At 65.5% G+C, this 22,639-nt stretch carries 18 protein-coding genes; 16 read left to right on the forward strand and 2 right to left on the reverse strand.

What is annotated here, in order from left to right; genetic code table 11:
- Positions 1 to 64: 64 nt before the first annotated feature.
- The 11 genes from ACT89H_RS21830 to ACT89H_RS21880 all read left to right on the forward strand — a co-directional run bounded on the left by ACT89H_RS21830 (position 65) and on the right by ACT89H_RS21880 (position 11,354).
- Positions 65 to 1,285, forward strand: coding sequence for an aromatic ring-hydroxylating oxygenase subunit alpha (locus tag ACT89H_RS21830; protein WP_445110652.1), 1,221 nt, complete (start codon positions 65 to 67; stop codon positions 1,283 to 1,285).
- On the forward strand, positions 1,282 to 1,770 hold the full coding sequence (locus tag ACT89H_RS21835) for an aromatic-ring-hydroxylating dioxygenase subunit beta (RefSeq protein ID WP_445110493.1): 489 nt from the start codon (positions 1,282 to 1,284) through the stop codon (positions 1,768 to 1,770). The genes ACT89H_RS21830 and ACT89H_RS21835 overlap by 4 nt, the downstream gene beginning before the upstream one ends.
- 11 nt (positions 1,771 to 1,781) lie before the next feature.
- Positions 1,782 to 2,024: a hypothetical protein gene (locus ACT89H_RS21840; protein ID WP_445110494.1), complete on the forward strand. Its 243-nt coding sequence runs from the start codon at positions 1,782 to 1,784 to the stop codon at positions 2,022 to 2,024.
- A gap of 25 nt (positions 2,025 to 2,049) precedes the next feature.
- Positions 2,050 to 3,282, forward strand: coding sequence for an acetyl-CoA hydrolase/transferase family protein (locus tag ACT89H_RS21845; RefSeq protein WP_445110495.1), 1,233 nt, complete (start codon positions 2,050 to 2,052; stop codon positions 3,280 to 3,282).
- 60 nt (positions 3,283 to 3,342) lie between these two features.
- Complete coding sequence (locus ACT89H_RS21850) at positions 3,343 to 4,539, forward strand: acetyl-CoA C-acetyltransferase (RefSeq protein WP_445110496.1); 1,197 nt, start codon at positions 3,343 to 3,345, stop codon at positions 4,537 to 4,539.
- Positions 4,539 to 5,903 (forward strand): OB-fold domain-containing protein, encoded by a 1,365-nt coding sequence (locus ACT89H_RS21855; RefSeq protein ID WP_445110497.1) that lies wholly within the window; start codon positions 4,539 to 4,541, stop codon positions 5,901 to 5,903. Before ACT89H_RS21850 ends, ACT89H_RS21855 begins: the two co-directional genes overlap by 1 nt.
- Complete coding sequence (locus tag ACT89H_RS21860; RefSeq protein ID WP_445110498.1) at positions 5,900 to 7,090, forward strand: acetyl-CoA acetyltransferase; 1,191 nt, start codon at positions 5,900 to 5,902, stop codon at positions 7,088 to 7,090. The genes ACT89H_RS21855 and ACT89H_RS21860 overlap by 4 nt, the downstream gene beginning before the upstream one ends.
- A gap of 101 nt (positions 7,091 to 7,191) precedes the next feature.
- Complete coding sequence (locus tag ACT89H_RS21865; RefSeq protein ID WP_445110499.1) at positions 7,192 to 7,968, forward strand: enoyl-CoA hydratase/isomerase family protein; 777 nt, start codon at positions 7,192 to 7,194, stop codon at positions 7,966 to 7,968.
- A 7-nt stretch (positions 7,969 to 7,975) separates the two neighbouring features.
- The gene (locus ACT89H_RS21870) at positions 7,976 to 9,136 is read left to right on the forward strand and encodes an acyl-CoA dehydrogenase family protein (RefSeq protein WP_445110500.1); all 1,161 of its coding nucleotides are present in this window, start codon (positions 7,976 to 7,978) and stop codon (positions 9,134 to 9,136) included.
- Between the two features lie 32 nt (positions 9,137 to 9,168).
- Positions 9,169 to 10,032: an SDR family NAD(P)-dependent oxidoreductase gene (locus tag ACT89H_RS21875; protein WP_445110501.1), complete on the forward strand. Its 864-nt coding sequence runs from the start codon at positions 9,169 to 9,171 to the stop codon at positions 10,030 to 10,032.
- 14 nt (positions 10,033 to 10,046) lie between these two features.
- Positions 10,047 to 11,354 (forward strand): phytoene desaturase family protein, encoded by a 1,308-nt coding sequence (locus tag ACT89H_RS21880; RefSeq protein WP_445110502.1) that lies wholly within the window; start codon positions 10,047 to 10,049, stop codon positions 11,352 to 11,354.
- Between the two features lie 159 nt (positions 11,355 to 11,513).
- Here the strand turns inward: ACT89H_RS21880 and ACT89H_RS21885 are convergent, their stop codons facing one another.
- On the reverse strand, positions 11,514 to 12,659 hold the full coding sequence (locus ACT89H_RS21885) for a phosphotransferase (RefSeq protein ID WP_445110503.1): 1,146 nt from the start codon (positions 12,657 to 12,659) through the stop codon (positions 11,514 to 11,516).
- A gap of 344 nt (positions 12,660 to 13,003) precedes the next feature.
- Here ACT89H_RS21885 and ACT89H_RS21890 point away from each other — a divergent pair, with 344 nt between their 5' ends.
- From ACT89H_RS21890 to ACT89H_RS21910, 5 genes are all read left to right on the forward strand, one after another.
- The gene (locus ACT89H_RS21890) at positions 13,004 to 15,124 is read left to right on the forward strand and encodes a hydantoinase/oxoprolinase family protein (protein ID WP_445110504.1); all 2,121 of its coding nucleotides are present in this window, start codon (positions 13,004 to 13,006) and stop codon (positions 15,122 to 15,124) included.
- Positions 15,121 to 17,418, forward strand: coding sequence for a hydantoinase B/oxoprolinase family protein (locus tag ACT89H_RS21895; RefSeq protein WP_445110505.1), 2,298 nt, complete (start codon positions 15,121 to 15,123; stop codon positions 17,416 to 17,418). The genes ACT89H_RS21890 and ACT89H_RS21895 overlap by 4 nt, the downstream gene beginning before the upstream one ends.
- A gap of 144 nt (positions 17,419 to 17,562) precedes the next feature.
- Positions 17,563 to 18,798 (forward strand): NAD(P)/FAD-dependent oxidoreductase, encoded by a 1,236-nt coding sequence (locus tag ACT89H_RS21900; RefSeq protein ID WP_445110506.1) that lies wholly within the window; start codon positions 17,563 to 17,565, stop codon positions 18,796 to 18,798.
- A 129-nt stretch (positions 18,799 to 18,927) separates the two neighbouring features.
- Positions 18,928 to 19,812: an SDR family oxidoreductase gene (locus ACT89H_RS21905; RefSeq protein ID WP_445110507.1), complete on the forward strand. Its 885-nt coding sequence runs from the start codon at positions 18,928 to 18,930 to the stop codon at positions 19,810 to 19,812.
- A 138-nt stretch (positions 19,813 to 19,950) separates the two neighbouring features.
- Complete coding sequence (locus ACT89H_RS21910) at positions 19,951 to 21,351, forward strand: wax ester/triacylglycerol synthase family O-acyltransferase (protein ID WP_445110508.1); 1,401 nt, start codon at positions 19,951 to 19,953, stop codon at positions 21,349 to 21,351.
- A 62-nt stretch (positions 21,352 to 21,413) separates the two neighbouring features.
- Here the strand turns inward: ACT89H_RS21910 and ACT89H_RS21915 are convergent, their stop codons facing one another.
- Positions 21,414 to 22,571 (reverse strand): acyl-CoA dehydrogenase family protein, encoded by a 1,158-nt coding sequence (locus tag ACT89H_RS21915; protein ID WP_445110509.1) that lies wholly within the window; start codon positions 22,569 to 22,571, stop codon positions 21,414 to 21,416.
- Positions 22,572 to 22,639: the final 68 nt, after the last annotated feature.

Consider the following 22,639-nt stretch of genomic DNA (forward strand, 5'->3'; position numbering starts at 1 on the left):
GCGGAGAGATCAACGCGGCCCCGCCGCCGTCGATCCCGGGGCGCCGCGCGTCGACTATTCCCGATTGATCCATCCCGAGCGGGTGCACGGCTCGCTCTACACCGATCCGGCTGTGTTCGCCGACGAGTTGGAGCGCATCTGGTACGGCGGCTGGGTGTTCGTCGGGCACGAGTCGGAGGTGCCCGAGCCGAACGACTACGTGCGCAAGAACATCGGTCCGCAGGACGTCATCATGACCCGTGACCGCGGCGGCGAGGTACACCTGGTCGCCAACCGGTGTGCCCACCGCGGCAACCTGGTGTGCGACGAGCCACGCGGCAACTCGAGCTCGTTCCGCTGCCCGTATCACGGCTGGACCTACAGCAACACCGGCGACATGCTCGGCTACCCATACAACAAGGGCTACGGCGGCAAGGGCAAGCTGAACCTGGGCTTGGGGGTCGTTCCGCGCGTGGAGAGCTACCACGGGTTCGTGTTCGCCAGCTTCAATCCCGACGTGCCTCCCCTGCTGGAGCACCTGGGTGCGGCCGCCGGCGAGATCGACCGGTTGGTTCGGCTCTCGCCCAGCGGCCGGGTTCGGCTGGACAACGGCTGGCTGCGGCACCGCACACACGCCAACTGGAAGCTGCTGGCGGAGAACGAGACCGACGGTTACCACCCGCAGTTCGTGCACGGGTCGATCTTCTCGGTCACCGGTTCCACGATCGGTCCGCTCTACAGCGACGGGTCCACCGCGGTCACTCGTGCCTTGGGCAACGGGCACAGCGAGAACGACCTGCGGCCGGAGTTCCGGAAATTCGCCGAGCCGATGCGCTGGTTCGGCACTACCGAGGACCGGGTCCCGGAGTACGTGGCGAAGATGCGGGAGGTCCACGGTGCCGCGGCCGAGGAGATCATGATCGAGGGTGCGCCGCATGTCATGATCTTCCCGAACCTGTTCATCGCCGAGATCCAGGTCTTCAACATCCAGCCGCTCTCCGCGAACGAGTGCATCCAATTCGCCACCTCGGTGCAACTGGACGGCGCCGACGAGCTGAACAAGCGGATGCTGTCACAGTCGATCGGTTCGGTGGGTCCGGCGGGCATGCTGCTGGCCGACGACACCGAGATGTACGAGCGCAACCAGGTCGGTGTGGCCCAACTTCTGCCCGAGTGGCTCGACATCCGTCGTGGCGTGGTCCGGGAAACACTGGATGACAACGGTTTCCAGATCGGCGGTGCCACCGACGAGACCGCCATGAGGGCCTTCTGGCAGCACTACAAGAGTCTGATGGAGAGGCGATGACCACCATTTCGGCCGAGGCCGACGTACGCGAGATCGAGCAGTTCATCTACCGCGAGGCCCGTTTCGCGGACGAGCACGATTATGACGCCTGGGAGGGGTTGTGGACCGATGACGCCCTGTACTGGGTGCCGGTCGACGGCGGAGCGTACGACCCGGAGCGGCACGTGTCGGTGCTGTACGACAACCGGCGCCGGATCTCCACTCGTCTGCAGCAACTGCGGACCGGCAAACGGTACGCGCAGTCGCCGCCGTCCAACCTGCGCCGCACCATCTCGAATGTCGAGGTGCTCGGCGTCGCCGGCGACGACATCACGGTGGGCGCGAACTTCGTACTGTACGAGTCCAAACCGCGTGGAATCTTCACCTGGGCAGGCCGCTACACCTACGTGCTGCGGCGCGTGGACGGCGAACTGAAACTGGCCCGCAAGACCGTCTTACTCGTCAACAGCGCCGAAGCCATTCCGAGTATGGGCTTCTTGATCTGAAGGGAGATCACATGGACAGGCCGGGATCCGAGGTCGGCGCCTGCGCTGGACGCGGGATCGTGCACAGCGAGTTCGCGCAGGTCTCAGTCGGCATCGATGAGAGGGCGAATGGACCGCGACTGCGCCTGGAAGATCTGAAGACCGGCCGTGTCCGTTTTCTCGACGCTTTGGAGCTGGAAACGATCGTGTGGTTGACCGGGAAACAGATGGAGCGGCTGCTCGATCCGTCCGCCGACCGTTGGCGCGAGGACTGACATGCCGAACGGACTCTCAACGGAAGTGGCGATCGTTCCGGGTATCGACTTCCGGGAGGTGATCCGACCCGGTGACTTCGTCGTGTGGGGTCAGTCCTGCGCGGAAGCTGTGACGCTGACCGAGGGTCTGCTCGCTCAGCGCGCGGACCTCGGCGGCATCACCTGTTTCATCGGAATTCCGGCGGCGAACACCGTGACACCCGAACACGCGGATCATGTCCGGTTCATCAGCTACTGCGGTTCGGGGAGCAATCGCGTTCTCGCCGCCGCGGGTGCGCTGGAGATCTATCCCGGACACTACTCGACACTGCCGGACTTCGTCTCGCGTGCGGATGTCGCGCTGATCCAGTGCTCCCTTCCGGACGACCGAGGCCGCTACAGCCTCGGCCTGGCCGATGACTACCTCACCGCGGCCATCGACAATGCGCGGGTCGTGATCGCCGAGGTGAACGACCGGGTGCCCGCAACGCCGGGGGCGCGGTACCTCACGGGGTCGGACATCGACATCGCGATCCACACTTCACGTCCGGTAGTGGAGAGCCCGCCCGCGGCACCCACACCGGCGATGACCGCGATCGGCACCCACATCGCCGGTCTGATACCCGACGCAGCGACAATCCAATTCGGGATCGGCACGGTGCCCGATGCCGTACTCGGGGCTCTGACCATCTGCAACGACCTGGGCATCCACTCAGGAATTCTGAACGACGCCGCGATCGATCTGATCGAGAAGGGCGTGGTGACCAATGCCCGCAAGACCACCGACCGCGGCGTGTCCGTCGCGGCGGTGCTGATCGGTACGCAGCGGCTGTTCGATTACGCGAACCGCAATCCCGCGGTTTCGCTGCAGCCGATCACCTACACCCACGACCCCGCCCGCCTGGCGGCGCAGCACCGTTTCGTCGCCATCAATTCCGCGATCGAAGTCGATCTGACCGGCCAGGTGAACGCCGAGGTGGCCGGGGGGCGCTATGTGGGCGCGGTCGGCGGTGGCGGCGAATTCCTTCGCGCGGCGGCCCACAGCGTTGGGGGCCTGCCGATCATCGCCCTACCGGCGACCGCGGGGAACCGCAGCCGCATCGTCGAGCGGCTGTCCGGGCCGGTGAGCATCGCTCGCAGCGATGCCGGAATCGTCGTCACCGAATTCGGCGTCGCCGATCTGCGCGGCTTGCCGTTGTCCGAACGGCGCGAGCGGATGCTCGCCATCGCTCACCCCGACCACCGCGACACGCTCGGCGACGAAGCCGCCCGATGGTGACGTCGTGACCGGTCGTCGCACACTGCTGTCCCACAGCCCGATCCATATCGAGGTGAAAGAATGAAGAGAGCGGCGATCGTCAGTCCGCTGCGAACTCCGGTCGGTACCTTCGGCGGTGCCCTGCGCCCGGTTCCGGCCGAGCGGCTGGCCGCGCACATCATCGACGCGGTCGTGACCCGCTCCGGCGTCGATCCGGCGCGTATCGACGATGTCGCGTTCGCGCAGTCGTACGCCAATTCCGAAGCGCCGTGCATCGGCCGGTGGGCCGCGCTCGCCGCGGGCCTGCCCATCGAGGTGCCCGGTTTCCAGACCGACCGTCGCTGTGGTGGCGGCCTGCAAGCGGTCGTGACCGCCGCCATGATGGTGCAGACCGGTGCCGCCGATGTCGTTGTCGCCGGTGGCGTCGAAAGCATGAGCAATATCGAGTACTACACCCAGGACATGCGGTGGGGCTCCCGCTCCGGCAATGTCGCGTTCTACGATCGCCTCGACCGGGGCCGGGAACGATCCCAGCCGATCGAGCGGTTCGGGCCGATCAGCGGCATGATCGAGACCGCCGAAAATTTGGCGAAGCGATATTCCATTACCCGCGACGCCGCCGACGAGTTCGCCGCGCGCAGTCACCGTAAGGCTGCCGCCGCGTGGGCGTCGGGCAGGTTCGACGACGAAGTGGTTCCCGTGGTGGTGCCGCAGCGCCGGGGCGATGCGCTCGAGTTCGCGCGAGACGAGGGTATTCGCGCCGACTCGACCCCAGAGATACTCGGCCGGTTGCGCGCCATCATGCCGGAGGGCACCGTGACGGCGGGCAACTCCAGCCAGCAGAACGATGCCGCCGCGGCCTGCCTCGTGGTGGCCGAGGACAAGCTGGATGAACTCGGGCTGGAACCGCTCGCGTTCCTCGTCGGGTGGGCGGCCGCGGGCTGTGAACCCGCCGAGATGGGAATCGGCCCGGTTCCCGCGGTGGAAAAACTGTTCCGGCGCACCGGTCGTTCGTTCGACGAGATCGATCTGGTCGAACTCAACGAAGCGTTTGCCGTACAGGTGCTCGCTGTGTTGAAGGGCTGGGGTTTCGATGACCACGACCGGCTCAATGTCAACGGCTCGGGTATCTCGCTCGGCCACCCCATCGGCGCGACCGGGGTGCGCATCCTCACTTCGATGCTGCACGAGATGCGCAGGCGCAAAGCGCGATACGGACTGGAATCGATGTGTATCGGCGGCGGTCAGGGTATGGCGGCACTCTTCGAGGCGGCGTGATGACGGGCTACGGAATCAGTTCCTACGGCACCTACCTACCATCCCACCGGGTTCTCCTCGCCGAGATCGGGTCGACCTGGAACACCAACGCCGGCCGAGGTGCGCGGGTCGTCGCGTCGTTCGACGAGGACAGCACCACCATGGGTGTCGCCGCCGCTGCCACCGCTCTGGCACCGGGTGGGACGCCCGCCGCGCTGTACTTCGCGACCACCACCCCCGCGTACGCCGACAAAGCGAACGCGACGACCGTGCACGCGGCGCTCGGGCTACCGGACGACGTCTTCGCCGCGGACATGGCAGGTTCTGCGCGCAGCGGTATCGCGGCGTTGCTTGCCGCCTCCCGCGTGGGCGGGCTGGCCGTACTGTCGGATGTGCGCGTCGGCAGACCGGGATCGGCCGACGAGCGCGGTGGTGGCGATGGTGCGGCGGCCTTCCTCTTCGGCTCCGATCCGCTCGCCGAGATCATCGCGACCGCGTCGCTCACCGCGGAATTCCTCGACCGGTGGCGCGACCCACGTGCAATGACCGGGGAGCAGTGGGAGGAACGCTTCGGCATCGAGCAGTACCTGCCGCTCCTCGGCCGCGTCGCCACCAAGGCGTTGGCCGAGGCGGGGATCGGCGACGCGGATCACGTCGTGGTGGTCTCGCCCAACCTCACCTTCGCCAAGCGCGCCGCAAAGACCGTGAGCGGGAAACTCTCCACTCGGAATTCGCCGATCGGCCACGCAGGCACCGCCGATGCCGGGCTGGCTCTGGCGGCGGCACTCGACGAGGCCGAGCCGGGCGAATCTCTGCTGCTGATCTCGGCTGCGGACGGCTGCGACGCGCTGGTGCTGCGCGCGACCGAACGGGTGGCACAGGCGCGGCAGCCGATGCTGGTCGCCGCCCAGCTCGAGCGGGGTACTCCCGTGCCCTACCCGACCTATCTGAACTGGCGCGGCCTCCTGGACCGGGAACCGCCGCGGCGGCCGGAACCCGACCGCGTCGCCGCGCCGCCTTCTGCCCGGGCCGGGCAGTGGAAATTCGGATTTACCGGTAGCAAGTGCGGAGCGTGTGGTCTGGTGCACCTCCCGCCTGCTCGTGTCTGCAAACGCTGCGGTGCCGTGGACGACATGGTTGTGGTTCCGATGGCGCGGTCGGAGGGCAAGGTCACCACGTTCACTGTCGACCGGCTCGCCTACTCGCCCGCTCCGCCGGTCGTCGAAGCGGTGGTCGATTTCGATGATGGCGGGCGGTACGCGCTCGAGGTCGCCGACGGCGCCGCCGACCGCCTGAGCGTCGGATCCCGTGTCCGCACCACCTTCCGGCGCCTGCACAGCGCGGGCGGCGTACACAACTACTTCTGGAAGGCACAGGTTCTGTGAGCAGCAACGGAATACGCGACAAGGTAGCCATTGTCGCCATGGGTTGCACTCGGTTCGGCGAGCGGTGGGAGAGTTCTGCCGACGATCTGCTGGTCGAGGCCATGGCTGATTGCTTCGACGGGAATTCCCGCATCGATCGGGCCGACATCGACGCCTACTGGCTGGGGACGCTCGGCACTGGGCAGAGCGGTCTGACGCTCAGTAAGCCGCTCGGATTGCGCAGCCCGGTCACCCGCGTGGAGAATTATTGCGCCAGCGGCTCTGAAGCGTTCAGAAACGCCTGCTATGCGGTGGCCTCCGGGGCATACGATCGGGTCGTTGCCATCGGTGTGGAGAAACTCAAGGATTCTGGGTTCTCCGGCTTGCTGCGTGGTGACCCGCCGAGCGACGGAACCGCTTCGGAACTGTCGTTGACGGCACCGGCGGCATTCTCTTTGCTCGATCCCGCCTACTGTGCCAAATACAGCGTGGATCCGGCCCTCATGCGGGACGCGATGACGCATGTCGCCTGGAAGAACCACTACAACGGTGCGCTCAACCCCAAGGCGCAATTCCGGTCCGAGGTCGCCAAAGACAAGATAGCGGGTGCCGCGCTGGTTGCGGGCCGCCTGGGCGTCTTCGATTGCTCTGGAGTGTCCGATGGTGCCGCGTGCGCGGTGATCGTCCGTGCCGAGGACGCGCTGAACTACACCGACACTCCGTTGTACGTAAAAGGGCTGGCGCTGACCGCCGGGCCCGGCGGCGGCTCCGTCGACCCGGACTACGACTTCACGACTTTTCCCGAGGTGGTAGCCAGCGCTGAGGACGCCTATGCCCAGGCCGGAATCACCGATCCCCGAAACGAGATCTCTTTCGCCGAGGTGCACGACTGCTTCACCCCCACGGAGTTGATCCTGATGGAAGACCTCGGCTTCAGTGATCGCGGACACGCATGGAAAGACTCGGTTGCAGGCGATTTCGACTTGGATGGTCGGCTGCCGGTCAATCCCGACGGCGGACTCAAGTCCTTCGGCCACCCGATCGGCGCCAGCGGCCTGCGCATGCTCTACGAGTGCTGGCTGCAGTTCCGCGGGGAAGCCGGACAGCGTCAGATCAACGATCCGCGCCGAGCTCTGACCCACAACCTGGGTGGCCGCCCGGGCTCCTGTGTCAGCTTTGTCGCCGTTGTCGGGTCCGATCTGGGCTGAGCTGAGCGGGCGCGCGCTCCCGCTCCGGTGATTCTCGCAGGACGGGAGCTTGACCCAGTCGGTTTCCTAATTTAGATTAAATTTGAAAAGGAGGTAAGGCTTTGATCGCCTACGAGGTCGTCGACGAGATCGCGTATATCCGGCTGGATAGATCCGAGGCGCGCAACGCCCTTGACCAGGCCATGGGGGAGGGGCTGCTCGAGGCGGCGACGCGGGTCGCCGGCGACGACGGGCTCCGCGCAGTGCTGATCACCGGAAACGGGCCGGTGTTCAGCGTGGGTGGCGATATCAACGCCTTCTCCGACGCGTTGGACAAGTTGCCGGACGTGCTGTCTCGAATGGCGCTGCTCATGCACGAGACGATCCGTCTGTTGGCCAGGGCCGACGTTCCGATCGTCACCGCTGTCCACGGCGCATGCGCGGGTGGTGCGTTGGGACTGCTGTACCCGGCCGATATCACCATCGCCGCCGCTGGTACCAAGTTCGCCACCGGTTTCGGCAAGATCGGCATCAGCGCCGATTCTGGAAACACCTGGTATCTGCCGAAATTCGTGGGCATCCGGCGGGCCGGCGAGTTGCTGTTCGAGGACCGGGTCATCGACGCGGCGACAGCGGCCGACTGGGGCCTGATCAACCGGGTGGTCGCCGCTGATCAGCTCGCCGGCGAAGCCGAGTCGACGGTGCGGCGGCTCGCCGCCGGCGCGACCCGCGGATATGGCGAGATGCGCCGGCTGTTGCACCAATCCTGGATCACCAGCCTCGATCACGCCTTATCGGAGGAGACGGCTGCGCTGCGCCGCGCCGCACGCACCGCGGACGCGGAGGGAGCGATCCGGAGCTTCATCGCCAAAAAGCAACCGACGTTCACCGGAAAGTGAGAAGAGATTGTCCGCGCTGGTAACTGATACCGAAGAACGCGCTCTACTGCGGGAGAGCGTCGCGAAGCTGGCCGCCAAGTACGGCCAGGAGTACTTCCTGGAACGCTCCCGGTCGAAAGCCAAGGTCGATGAGCTGTGGCGGGATCTGGGCCAGTCCGGACTGCTCGGGGTGCACTTGCCCGAGGAGTACGGCGGCGGTGGCGCCGGCATGTCGGAAATGCTCGTTGTCATCGAAGAGCTCGCCGCGCAGGGTTTCCCGCTGCTGCTCGCTGTGGTCTCGCCGGCAATCTGCGGTTCGATCGTGGCCTCGCACGGTTCCGACGAGATGAAGGCCGCATGGCTGCCGGGACTCGCGGACGGCAGCCGCAAGATGGCGTTCGGCCTGACCGAACCCGACGCAGGCTCCAACAGTCACAACGTCAGCACCACCGCCACTCGTGACGGTGACGGCTGGGTGATCTCCGGCGGTAAGTACTACATCTCAGGCATCGACGAGTGTGAAGCGATCCTGTTGATCACCCGCGACACCGATTTCGTCGGCAGTTCGCGATCGCCGTTGTCGATGTTCGTCGTGCCGACGGATGCGCCGGGTGTCACGCTGCAGCCGCTGCCGACCGCGGTGGTCTCGCCCGACGGCCAGTTCACGGTCTTCTTCGACCAGGTCCGGGTCGGTCCCGAGGCGTTGATCGGACAGGCGGGTAACGGTTTGAAGCAGGTCTTCGCCGGACTCAATCCCGAGCGGATTCTGGCCGCGGGTATCAGTGCCGGAATCGGACGCCACGCGGTGTCCAAGGCGGTGTCCTACGCGCAGAACCGCACCGTGTGGTCGGTACCGATCGGTGCCCATCAAGGCATCTCGCACCCGTTGGCCGAGGCACACATCGCGGTGGAATTGGCCCGGCTGGCCACCTATCGCGCCGCGGAGTTGTACGACGCGGGCAAGCCGGCCGCCGAGGCGGCCAACATCGCGAAGTTCGCCGCCGCCGACGCCTCGCTGAAGGCGTTGGACCAAGCCATCCAAACTCACGGCGGCAACGGCCTCTCCCTGGAGTACGGCCTGGCCGAGCTCTGGTTCTCCGCGCGGCTGCTGAAGACCGCGCCGGTCAGCCGGGAAATGGTCCTCAATTTCGTGGCGCAGACCAGTCTGAAGCTGCCGCCGTCCTACTGAACTACTGCCCAACGTCTAGGGAGACAGAACATATGCCTGGAGTAACCGATCGTGTCATCGTGGTCACGGGAGCAGGCGGCGGCCTCGGCCGTGAGTACGCGTTGCTACTCGCAGCGGAAGGCGCGCAGGTTGTGGTGAACGATCTCGGCGGTGCCAAGGACGGCTCGGGATCAGGGACGTCGATGGCCGACGCCGTGGTGCAGGAAATCCGCGACGCCGGTGGCACCGCGGTGGCGAACTACGACAACATCGCCACAGAAGACGGCGCCGCCAACCTGATCAAGACTGCGGTCGACGAGTTCGGCGCGGTGCACGGGGTCATCCACAACGCGGGCATCCTGCGCGATGGTTCCTTCGCGAAGATGACCGCAGACAACTGGGAGTCGGTGCAGAAGGTGCACCTGTGGGGTGGCTACTACGTCATCCGCGCCGCATGGCCGCATTTCCGCGAGCAAAACCACGGCCGGATCGTGGTCGCCGCGTCCACCAGCGGGCTCTTCGGCAATTTCGGTCAAGCCAACTATGGCGCTGCCAAGCTCGGCCTGGTCGGGCTGATCAACACTCTCGCGATCGAGGGTGCCCGCGCCAATATCCGCGCCAACGCGATCGCTCCGCTGGCCGCCACTCGGATGACCGAGGATGTCGCGCCCAAGGAACTGCTGGACAAGCTGCCGCCCGCGCACGTCGCCGGCGTGGTCGGGTACCTGATGAGCGACGAGTGTGAGGATACCGCGACCGTGATCGTGGCCGGGGGTGGCCGGGTGTATCGGGTGCAGCAGTTCCAGAACAAGGGTGCCGTCTTCGCCGAGCCGCCGAGCATCGACGAGGTCGCGGCGCAGTGGAGCCAGATCACCGACATGTCGGCTGCGGAACCCGGCAGCAACCCGCTCGGCTGAAACGAGGACGGATCATGAGTGAGAACAACTGGGACGCCTTGGTGATCGGTGCGGGGGCGGGTGGGCTGTTCGCGGCTGCCCGGCTCGCGCACCTCGGTTACAAGACACTCGTCGTCGAGCGTCTGGACAAGGTGGGAGGTCGCGCCTCGACCGACGAGGTCGACGGCTTCAAAGTCAACAACGGCGCCATCGTCATCGAACTCGGCGGCATCACCGAGGAGACCTTCGATGAAGTCGGCGCGAAGTTCGACATCCGTAAGCCGGAGCCGCCGATCCTCTACCGCATCGGCGGCAAGGACGTCGACGTGACCGGCGGCGGCTGGGGCTTCCTGCTGTCCAAGCTGACCAGGCAGGGTGCCAAACTGGTCAAAGGCTTGGGCGCGGCGCGCAACGACAGCGGCCTGCCGGAGGACGAGCTGTCCACCGCCGACTGGGTGTCCAAGTACACCAAGAACGAGTCGGTGCACGGCATCTTCCGCAACATGTGCGGATCGGTGTTCGCGGTGGGCTCCGAGGAACTGCCGGCACGGGTATTCCTCACCTACTTCACTCGCAAGAGCGCGTTCAAGAAGTTCGGCTTCTGTCCCGAGGGGACCATCGGGGTGTGGAAGGCGCTCGCCGAGGTGGTGGAAAGCAACGGCGGACAGGTCTGGCTCGACAGCGATGTGCGGTCGTTGACCTTGACCGACGGCCGGATCACCGGTGCGGTGATAGCCCGCGGCGACGAGACCGTCGAAGTAACCAGTCGCTTCACAGTGAGCGACATCGGGCCGTTCGCCACACTCGATCTGGTCGGCCGCGAAAACTTGCCCACCGACTACGTCGATCAGGTCGACCAGGCGAACCGTCCCTGTGCCATGATCTCGGTGAATTTCGCCAGTCAGCAACCGCTGGTCGAAGCTCCAGGCCTGACCAGCTTCGCGCAGAGCCGTCGCCTGTGCTACATCGCGAACTTCACCGCGCTGTGTCCCGAGATGGCACCCGGGGGCTGGCATCTCTACCAGGGCACCGCGGTGCCGAAGCCGGCCATCGGCGACTTCGACGAGAAGGCCGAGACCGAACTGCTGCTGCAGGACCTGCGCGACGAGGTGCCCGGCTTCGACTCCGCGCGCATCCTGTCCATCAACGTCACGCGCGATGGCTGGCCTCCGCAGCGGGCGGTCGCCGGCTACGACTTGCCGCACACCACGCCCATCCCGAACCTGTGGAACGTGGGCGACGCAGTCAAGGAGTATGCGAACGGCGGCACGACCGCATGCGCGGAGACCGCCAAGATCGTCGTGGACAAGATCCGCGATCAGTTCCCGGTTGTGCCCGCGTAACCGCATCACTGGGAGGCCGTGGGAGGCGAGGACCTCGTCCCCACGGCCTTTTGCTGTCTCCAGTGGTCGGTATGCGAAACACGGTGGGTCATGAGCGGCAATTCGCTCATGACCCACCGTGTGTGAAGTTTTGCGAGGGGCGGTCCGGCTCTGAACTGTCTACAGGGCCGCAGCGATCGCCTTCTCGACATCGAGGTCGAGAAGGGTGTTGATGGCGCGGACCGCGGTGACCTCCATCCGATCGTTGGGCTGCATGCCGCCTGCGGCGAGGGTGAAGACGATCGCTATCCATCCGTCGATCGTGAGGAGACGGTAGGCGTCGAACGCCTCCGAGAAATCGGGCACATCGTTGCCGGCCCCGGCCTCGGCCAAGCCGTCGAGATACCGCCGCAGCAGGTTCTTCTCTTCCGTACGACGCAACTCGGTCGGGATGGAGTGCGTCATGAAGTATGCGAAGTCGCGCAGGCCGTTCATTTTGTGGAAGACCTGCCAGTCGTAGATGCCCGCGGTACCGTCTGGGTTGGCGAAGGTGTTGCCGAGGTGGCAGTCTCCGTGGCACAAGGTCGGCGGCATCGCCTCCCACACCTTGACCAGCGCCGGCTGGTTTTGCACATACTGCTTGGTGAGTCGGCGCACGGGATCCGGTACCACCCGGTCCTGTTTCATGAACCTCTTCTCACTCCAAGTGAAGAGCTGCCGCATGAACGGGTACCCCGGCCGCCGGGAGTAGGTTTCGAGCCACGACAGGTCGGTCTCGAACCGGGGTGAGCGCCAGAAGCGGCCGTGCAGCTTCGCCAGCAGGTCGATGACCGCTTCGGCATGCGCCTTGGGAGCCTCGTCGTCGGCGTTGTAGAAGGTAATGCCCCCGCGCAGCGCGAGGTCTTCGAACGCGATCACGTAGCGGCCGCCGATTCCGGCGCGACTGACGAACGGCTCGATCGTCAGATCGGAGACGCTCGGTTGGATCTGCGTGAAGAAACGCGCTTCGTAGGAGTGGCAGCCGAACGCGGATACGATGATCCGCGGCGCGATCTGACTCGACGTGCCTTTCGCGAAAGCCGACCCGGGCAGTCCAGCGCGTCGGCCCGCATCGTTCCAAGACAGGTGCAGGCGCGCGCGGTCGGTGGTGCCGCGGGAGTCGATCTCCACCCGTAATGATTCGATCTTCGCCCCGGGCACGTCTGTCGCCAGGACGGCGGTCAACTCCTCGGCGGTCAGGGAGTCCAAGCCGTACGCGGACTGGTTGGGGACCCAAGGGGACAGGCCGAGCACCGTGTCCTTGGTCGCGGAGAGTGTGGCGCGCATCATCAATCCTCGTAGTTGTGTTTGGTGTCACGAGAATAGCAGAAATTTCTAATCGATCATAAAAATAATCGAAGAAGGCCCTGCGGCGACTTCACTCGGCGTCGAAGAATGTGGCCCATCCGATCGAGCGGTCGATCTGCCGAGGTGGCGCTCGCCCGTGTCAATGGGGGATGGGTATGGCGCGCGCGCCGTGCCGACCCCTCGGGCCGGCTGGATGCGGCCGGGTGGCCGTGCTCGATCGACCCCTTGAATTTTCTCGAAAGTAGATTAAGGTCCTGCCAGGAGTGCGCTGCGTCACACCGCGCGTTGCTCGGCGACGTGCCCGCGGCACCGTAAGGAGAGCGATGAGCTATTACATAGGCACAGACACCGGAGGGACATTCACCGACTGTGTCGCCGTAGGAACCGACGGACGGCTGGTCCAATCCAAGAGCCTGACTACCAAGGGCGACCTGTCCCAGGGCCTGATGTCGGGCATCGAACTGCTGGCCGAGCAGTTGGGCCTCACTCGTGCGGAATTGCTCGCCCGGACCGAACGTGTCGGGCACGGCAGCACGGTCGGCACGAATCTGATCATCGAGCAGCGCGGCGCCCGGGTTCTGCTGCTCACTACGGCGGGCCACGCGGACGCGTTGTTCCTGATGCGAGGCGGCCACGCGCGTGTGGTGGGTGTCCCGAGAGACCTGGTGTACAGCCTGCACAACACGTCGCTGCCGCCCGCGCTGGTAGCGCGCGACCGGGTGGTGGAGATCCACGAACGTATCGACGCGCACGGGGACGTCGTGGTGCCGCTGAACGAGGCCCAGGCGCGCGAAGCGATCGGCCGGGCGCTCGAGCAGCACGAGGTCGATGCGGTGGCGATCTCACTGCTCTGGTCGTTCAAGAACCCCGAGCACGAGCGCCGACTGGCCGCCATTGTCACCGAATTGTCGCCGTCGGTCTTCGTCGCGCAGTCGCATGAGGTATCGCCACGCACCGGCGAATACGAACGTTCCGCCGCGACGGTCATCAACGCTCTGGTCGGCCCGGCTTCGACCGAGTACCTGGATGACCTGGGGAAGACGCTTACCGAAGGTGGTCTCAGTGGCTCGCTGCTGACGATGCAGAGCAATGGCGGTGTGGTGCCGACCGAGGTCGCAAAACGGACTCCACTCGTTCTCATCGACTCGGGTCCGGCCGGCGGTCTGCGGGGCGCGGCGACTCTGGCGAAGACCCACGGGCACCCGCGCGTGATCGCCACCGACATGGGCGGGACGTCGTTCGACGTCGGCTTGGTGATCGACGGAGATCCCGTCATCGCCGACGAACAGACACTGGCGCGGCACACGTTCACCCTGCCGCACCTGGACGTACGGTCCATCGCCTGCGGCGGTGGCAGCATCGCCCGGGTGGACTCGCACGCGGCGTCGTTGCGGGTCGGTCCCGATTCGGCGGGCTCGGAACCTGGCCCCGCATGCTATGGACGCGGCGGGCAGTACGCGACCGTGACCGATGCCGATGTGGTCCTCGGGCTGCTGCGCCCGGACGGCTTCCTGGACGGACGAATGCCGCTGGATGAAGCCGCCTCTCGCGCGGTGATCGGCCGATTGGCCGAGCAACTAGGTCTGACCGTCGAAGAAACCGCCGCAGGCATCATCCGGATCAACAACAGCGCCGCCGCGACCCTGGTGCGGCAGCGCACTCTGGAAGAGGGCTATGACCCGCGTGATTTCGCGCTGTACGCGTACGGCGGGGCAGGTCCGGTGCACGCCTTTGGATTCGGCACCGAACTCGGCGTGCGTGAGGTCGTCATCCCGCTGGGCAACGGCGCCTCGACGCTGTCGGCTTTCGGTATCGCCTCGAGCGACATCGTCGAGTACTTCGATTCCGAATCTGCGCTGCGCGCGCCATTCCGACCCGAGGAGGTCGCGGCGGTGGTGACCAGCGCCGAGGACCGTGCCTGGAATGTCGTCTCCGAGCAGGGCTTTCCGAAGGACGCGATTGTCGTCGAGCGCTTCGCACTGATGCGCTACGCGGAGCAGTTCATGCAGAGCCTGGCGGTCCGCATTCCGGACGGCCCGATCACCGATGCCGCGGTGCGGCAGATCGTCGAGACCTTCGACGAAGAGTACACGCGCCTGTACGGCACCGCCGCCCGCGCGGTATTCCAGGCTATCGAGATATTCGACATTCAGGTGCGCGTATCGGTTCCGCTGGCGTTCTCCGAGCAGTTGCGTGCGGAGCAGTCCGGAGCGGACGACCGCGGTGCTGTCGCCGGCACGCGCCCGGTGTACTGGCCGGACGAGGGGCGCTGGGTCGACACCTCGGTGGTGAACGGGGGTGGGCTCGGCGTGCAGGACATCGTCACCGGCCCCGCGGTTGTGGAACTTCCCCACACCACCGTCGCAGTGGCACGCGGCCAGCGCCTGCGGCGCAACGAAATCGGCAGCCTGGTGCTCACCCTGAACGAACAGGACGAACGATGACCGTACAACTCGATCTCCCCACACAGCAGTCGGCCGGATTCTTCGACGGGATCGCCCAGTGCTACCTGCCGCCGCAGCACCTCTCCATCGCAGACACGCTCGAATTGCACAGTGAGACTGCGAGCGAACTCGACCCGATCACCTACGAGGTCGTCCGATACAGCCTGCTCAACACCAACTTCGAGCATGGCAATCTGATCAAGCGATTGTGTGTCTCGCCGGTCGTCATGATCGCGCTCGATTTCCAGACCTCGGTGTTGCTGGAGGACGGCGACCTGGTCTTCCTCGGCCCCAATCTGCAGTACTTCTCCAATTCGCAGTCCTTCACCGCGAAGTGGATTCTCGAGAACCGTTCCGAGAACCCGGGTATCCATCCCGGTGACATGTTCTTGTCGTCGGATCCGTTCGTCGGGGCACCGCATCAGCCCGACGTCTGTGTCTCGGCGCCGGTCTTCGTCGACGGCAAGCTGTTCTGCTGGGTCGCCAACGTCATGAACCATACCGACGTCGGAGGTAACACGCCGGGGAGCTTCTGCCTGTCTGCGACGGACTCCTGGGGAGATCCGCCGAATATCCCGCCGATCAAACTCGTCGCAGGCGGAACGCTGCAGTCCGACGTCGAGGAGCTGTTCGTGCGTCAGAGCCGGATGCCCGCGATGGCCCGGATGGATCTGCGGGCCGCGGTCAGCGGTAATGAATTCGCTCGCGACCGAATCATCACACTGGTGAAACGATACGGCGCCGATGTGGTCAAGGCGGTCATGCGCCGGAGTATGGACGCCGCAGAGAATCTGTTCGCCGAGCGGCTGCGGTCGATTCCGGACGGTAGCTGGTCACATCGGGCCTACACCGAATCCGACATACCGGGTGACAAGGGCATCTACCGTTATCAGGTGAACGTCCACAAGCGTGGGGACCGCCTCTATGTGGACAACCAGGGCACCGACCCGCAGTCCGGATCGATCAACTGCCCGTACGTGGCGTTTGTGGGCGCGGTGCTGTGCGCCTTGACCCAACAGATGACGAGCGATCTCGGTGGCGCCTACGGCGGGGTGTACCGCCGGGTATCCTTCGCTCCGGTGCCGGGCACGCTGAACTGCCCGAGCCATCCGGCGGCCGTGAGCCCGGCGGGCGCCTTCACCACCGAGATGAACATCAACGCCGCGTCGCTGGCCATCGGCCGGATGATGGGATGTGGTGACGAGACGATCCGCGACCTCATACTGGGCCCGGTGGTGCCGCATGCCTACGGTGTCATCTACGCGGGTGCGTATGAGGACGGGACGCCGTTCATCATGATCAACTCCAACGGCATCACCGGAGCCGGGGCCGGTCGAGCGCACGCAGACGGCATCGATGCGGGCGGTCAGTACTGGGTGCCGGAGGCGATCACCTACAACGTCGAGAACACCGAAGCTCAGCAGGCTGTGCTGTATCTGTACCGTCGCATCGACACGAGTGCGCACGCCGGGGCCGGACGGCATCGCGGCGGCCCCGGTTTCGTCGAGTGCACTGTGCCGCATCATGCCGCGGGTCTTCAGGTCAGCTTGTACTCGAACGAGAGTTTCACCAAGGGACCCGGGCTGTTCGGCGGCAACCCCAATGGGCGGGCGTGGCTGCGGCTCATCCGCGGCACGGACATCCGCGCGCGCTTCGCGGCGGGTGAAGTGCCCCAGGACTTGGATGTGTTGGGCGGTTCGGAGGAGGTGACCTATTTCAAGGGCCACCCACTCGATGTAGGTCCCGACGATGTCTTCGCGTGGAGTTTCCCCACCAATGCCGGATATGGCGATCCATTGCTCCGAGATCCCGGCGCGGTGTCTTCGGATGTGCTCGACGGCCGCCTCACCGAAGAGGACGCGCTCGCTGTGTACGGTGTGTGTGTCAACGCCACGGGTGTCGACGGGGACGGTACGCGCCGAACCCGCCGGTCGATGTACGCAGCCCGGCTGGGCGGCACGGTCGAGGCGGATCCGATCGCGCCCGACGGTGCGCGGCAGGTCGGAGAGAGCCTGGCTGTGTTAACGGGCCGGTTCGTGTGTCATCGGTGCGGTGCCGACGTCGGTCCCGCCGACGGGAACTTCAAGGACCACGCAGTCCTGCGCCGCCGCCCAGCGGCCGATATCGCCCCCGAGTTCGCCGGAGGCGATCCCGCTGTGGCGGACAGGATGGAGTTCCGGGAGTTCCTCTGCGGAACCTGCGGCGTGCGGTTCGACACCGAGATCGCCGCGGTCGATGACCCCCCGCTCTGGGACCTGAAGTTGGTCGACGCGGGCGACGGAGTCGTGTGGTGAGAACCGTGTACTGATCGGCGGACGCGCCGCTCGGGCGACGGAAGTCACCCCAGCGGCGCATCCGCCGTGCGCGAAGTATTGACGACTGCGTTTTTTCTAATTTAATCTCTATTAAAGACGTGAGTCGACTGGAAGGTGAGTGCGTTGTCCGAGGAGAACCTCGTGGTGGTCGGAGCATCCCTCGCCGGCCTGCGAGCGGTGGAAGCCGCGCGCAAGGCGGGCTTCGGGGGTGGGATAACGCTCATCGGAGCCGAGGAGCATCTGCCCTACGACCGGCCGCCGCTGTCGAAGGCTTACCTGGACCGACTCCCCGCGGGGACCGGGCCGCTGTCGACGACTTTCCGCACTGAAGACGTGCTGCGGGACGAACTCGGGGTCCAGCTCGAGCTCGGCGCGCCGGCTACCGGGCTGGATACCGTCGGCAAGCGGGTGCTGATCGGTGACCGGGCGGTCGCGTACGACGCGTTGGTGATCGCGACAGGTGCCGACGCCCGCACTCTGCCCGGCTCCGACGGACTGGCCGGAGTGCACAGCCTGCGAACACTGGACGACGCGATCGCCGTGCGGGAGGCGTTGGAGGCCGGTGCGCGAACCGTGGTGATCGGTGCCGGATTCATCGGCTCGGAGGTTGCCGCGGGCGCGCGAAAGAGGGGATTGGAGGTCACCGTCCTCGAGGCATTGCCGACCCCACTGGTACGGGCGGTCGGTGAACGGATGGGCGCGTTGTGCGCCTCCCTGCACGAACGCAACGGGACTGATCTGCGTTGCGGTGTCGGGGTGACCGGGCTGGAGGGAGAAGGGCGAGTCGAGCGGGTGTTGCTGAGCGACGGCACCTGGATCGCTGCCGATCTGGTGGTCGTCGGGATCGGCGCGGTGCCTGCTACCGACTGGCTTCTGGATTCCGGTCTGCGCCTGGACAACGGCGTGGTTTGCGATGAGAAGCTGTGGACCGGCGCCGATCGAGTCTATGCCGCGGGTGACGTCGCGCGCTGGTACAACCCGCTCTTCGAACGGTCGATGCGGCTCGAGCACTGGACCAGCGCCGCTGAGCAGGGTGCCCTCGCGGCACGCAACGCGCTCGACCCGGCCGGCGCGAAGTCCTACCAGACTGTGCCGTATTTCTGGTCCGACTGGTACGACAGCCGGATCCAATTCGTCGGTGTCCCCGCGGTGGACGAGATCGAGATCGTCGACGGCGACCTCGATGTGGACGGTCGTTGCGTGGCTCTCTATCGCGAGGGTGATCGGCTGGCAGGAGTTCTGGCGATCAACGGCCAGAACATCATCATGAAGTACCGCGGACTGCTCATGAAGAGGGCGACTTGGGAGGAGGGATTGGCATTCGCTGCGGCTCGCCGTACCGCTGCGGTGTCCAGCTGATCTGCACGACGAACTGGCTATCCGACTTGGAAACCAGGGAGTCTTATCAAGTTCAATTTATCGCTATCACACTATGGCCCGACTGAATCGGATCGTCGCGGCCGACGGCCTCCAACGAAGTAGGTAGGTATGAACGAATCACGATTGAGACGTCAGATCGAGGGTCGCGCTGTGGCGATCACCGGGGCAGCCCGCGGAATCGGTTTGGCGACCGCGAAGGCTCTTCATCGTCGTGGAGCCAAGCTCGTGCTGGGCGACATCGACGGTGATGTCGTCGCGGAGGCGGCCGCGAGCATCGGGGCCGATGTGGTGCCCGTGCAACTGGACATCACCGACGAGCAGTCCTTCGCCGCGTTCCTGGCCGAGGCGCAGCAGCGGTTCGGCGCACTGGACGTCCTGATCAACAACGCGGGCATCATGCCGATCGGGCCCTTCCTGGAGGAGTCGACAGCGTTGGCGAAACGAGTATTGGACATCAACGTGGCCGGCCCCATGATCGGCATGCGGGCAGCGTTACCGGCGATGATTGCGCGAGGAAAGGGTCATATCGTCAATGTGGCGTCCATGGCTGGAACCGCGCCGGTGCCCGGTGGACTCAGCTACGGGGCGAGCAAGGCCGCGGTGATCTCGATGACGGAGACAGCGCGAGTCGAATTCGCGAATTCCGGCGTGTCGTTCACCTGCGTCTTGCCGTCCTTTACCAATACCGATCTGATTTCCGGCACCACCGGCACCAAGTTCGTGCGCAACCTGGAACCGGAAGAAGTCGCGGAAGGCATCGTCGGTGCGATCGCCGCGCGCAAACCCGATGTCTATCTGCCGGCGGTTCTCGGCCCCATGGCGCGCTTGCAGCCAGTACTCGGCCGTAGGATCCGGGACTTTCTGAACCGTCAGATCAAAGCCGACACCACATTCCTGACGGTGGACAAGTCCGCTCGAAGCGGATATGACGCGCGGATCAGCAGGGGGACAACGGCGTCCGAGTCCTCCCGATCGCGCGCGAAGCGCGGCTGAGGCGATCCTCGCAGATTGCAAGCAGGCCCCGCGGCGGTCTATAGGACCGCCGCGGGGCACGTGACTCTTCATCATTCCACCACCACGGCATTCAACGACGAACGCCATCCATCCGTTCCATTGATCGAGAACAGGTAGATGACGAAAAAAGTTCTGAACCTTTTCGATGCCGCGTGGTTCTTCGTCGAAAGAAAAGACGCACCGGCGCATTTCGGACCGCTGATCATCCTGTCGCCACCCGAAGGCGCCGATCCGGCCTACGTCCGTGCCCTGGTTGAACGGTGGCGCGGATACACAAAGTTCGCGCCACCGTTTAATTATGTATTCCGGGCAGATCCGGTTCCTTCGTGGAACACTGTCGCAGACGATGAGATCGAGCTGGATCATCACCTTCGCCACGCCGCGCTGCCCGCTCCCGGTGGGGAACGCGAGCTGCAGCAGCTCGTATCCCAGCTCCACTCCCTTCCCTTGGATCGCAGCCGCCCGTTATGGGAGTGCCACGTTATCGAGGGGCTGTCCGGCGGACGGTTCGCGATCTATTTCAAACTGCACCACGGCCAGCTCGATGGTGTCGCTGCGGCTCGCCTGTTCAGCCGAACCCTTTCCGTCGATCCCGCAGACGACGGGCAGCTACCGATATGGAGCGTAGGAGCCCGTCGACCGAGTACCGCGTCGCCTTCGCCGTCGGCGGAGGGCGCGCCTGCCGGACCGCTCGCACGATTCGGCAAGGCGCTCGGGGGCGCCTCGGCTTCGGCCCACGCGCTGATCAGAATGGCCTCTGCCGGGCGGGCAGGTTCCGCCGAAGGTCCCGTGCTGCCGTTCCAGGCGCCGATGACGCCACTGAACCAGAGGATCGGCAACCGGCGCAGTTTCGTGGCCCTGGGTTTCGAGCTGGCCCGTTTGAGGGTGGCCGCGAACGCTGCCGATGTCACCGTCAACGATGTCTTCCTGTCGGTTTTCGCCGGCGCGTTGGATCGCTATTTACGCCGAGTGGGGGAGGTGCCAGACGGATCTATCATCGGCCAGATCCCGATGAATGTGCGGGGTTCGAGCGACAGCGGCATCGGGAACGCATTGTCCTTCCTGTACGCCCCGCTCCATAGCGACATCGCGGATCCCGTTGTTCGGCTACAGGCCGTGCACCGATCGACGCGGGCGGCCAAAGGCGTGTATCGGCGTATACCCCAGACCGCGATGGGACTGTTCACCATTGTGCTGTCGGGGCCACAGATGGCGGTGCTGATAGCAGGTCTCGGTGGTCGCGGACGGCCTGCGGCGAACCTGGTCATCTCGAATGTGCCAGGCCCTGACGACCAGCTGTACCTGAGTGGCGCTCGAGTCGACGAGATTTGCGGCCCTTCCGTGCTTTTCCACGGTCAGGCATTGAACGTGACGATGGCGACTTACGCGGGGCGCGCCGTAATCAGTATGACCGCGTGCAGCCGTTCGGTGCCGCACTTGGAGCAGCTCGCCGAGTACACGGAAGCGGTGTTGGTCGAGACGGAGCACGCGCTCGGCATCGAGAACCCGGAGCACTGACGCGCCGCGGGGGCGGGCGAGAAGCGACTTTCTCGCGCCGCCCCCGCGGCGCCGCGGTGGTCCTACCGCTCGAGGCCGCCTCGGGCGATGAGCTGGGACGTGATCACGTTGCGCTGGATCTCGTTCGTGCCCTCGCCGACGATCATCAGGGGAGCGTCGCGGAAGTAGCGCTCGACGTCGTATTCGGTGGAGTAGCCGTAGCCGCCGTGGATCCGAACGGCGTTCAGGGCTATCTCCATAGCGACCTCGGAGGCGTAGTACTTCGCCATGCCCGCCTCCATGTCGCAGCGCTCACCCGCGTCGAAGCGGCGCGCCGCGTGCAGAACCAATTGCCGGGCGGCGGTCAGTTTGGTGGCCATCTCGGCGAGATAGGCGCTGATGGCCTGGTGCTGCCAGATCGGCACGCCGAAGCTCTCGCGCTGCTGGCTATATGTGAAAGCGTCGTCGAAGGCGGCCCGAGCGACGCCGAGAGCGCGGGAGGCCACCTGGATACGTCCGGTTTCCAAGCCCTTCATCATCTGGCCGAAACCCTTGCCCGCGACACCACCGAGCACGGCGTCGGCCGGTGCGCGGTAGCCATCGAAGACGAGTTCACAGCTTTCGACGCCCTTGTAGCCCAGCTTCGGAAGATCACGGGAAACGGTGAGACCGGGCCCGTGTTCGATGAGCAGGATGCTGATGCCGCGGTGGCGTGGTTCGGCGGTCGGATCGGTTTTGCAGAGTAGCGCGATCAGCTGCGAGCGCCGGGCATTGGTGATCCAGGTCTTCGCGCCGTTGATCGTGTATCCGTCCGCGTCGAGCCTGGCCACAGTCTTCATCGCTTGCAGATCGGAGCCGCCGCCCGGCTCGGTGAGCGCCATGGCGGCCCGGATCTCGCCGGTTGCCATCCTGGGCAAGTACCGCTGCTTCTGCTCCTCGGTGCCGAAGGCGACCAGTAGCTTGGAAACAACGGTGTGGCCACCCATGGCGCCGGCGAGGCTCATCCAGCCGCGCGCGAGCTCCTCGGTGACCCCGACGTAGCACGGCATGGAGACCGGTGCGTCGCCGTAGGGCTCCGGGATGGCCAGGCCGTAGATGCCGAGCTGCTTCATCTGCTCGATCAACTTCTCCGGGTATTCGTTGGCGTGCTCGAGGTCGCGAGCGACAGGTCGGACCTCTTGATCGACCCATTCCCGCACCGTCGCCACGACCTGCTGTTCCTCGGCGGACAGCTCGCTCACAGTTGACTCCTCGCTGTGCTGCTATGACAATCAATCTACTTTAACATAAATTAAAAACTTCGAAGGGA

It is taken from the genome of Nocardia aegles (assembly GCF_052545135.1).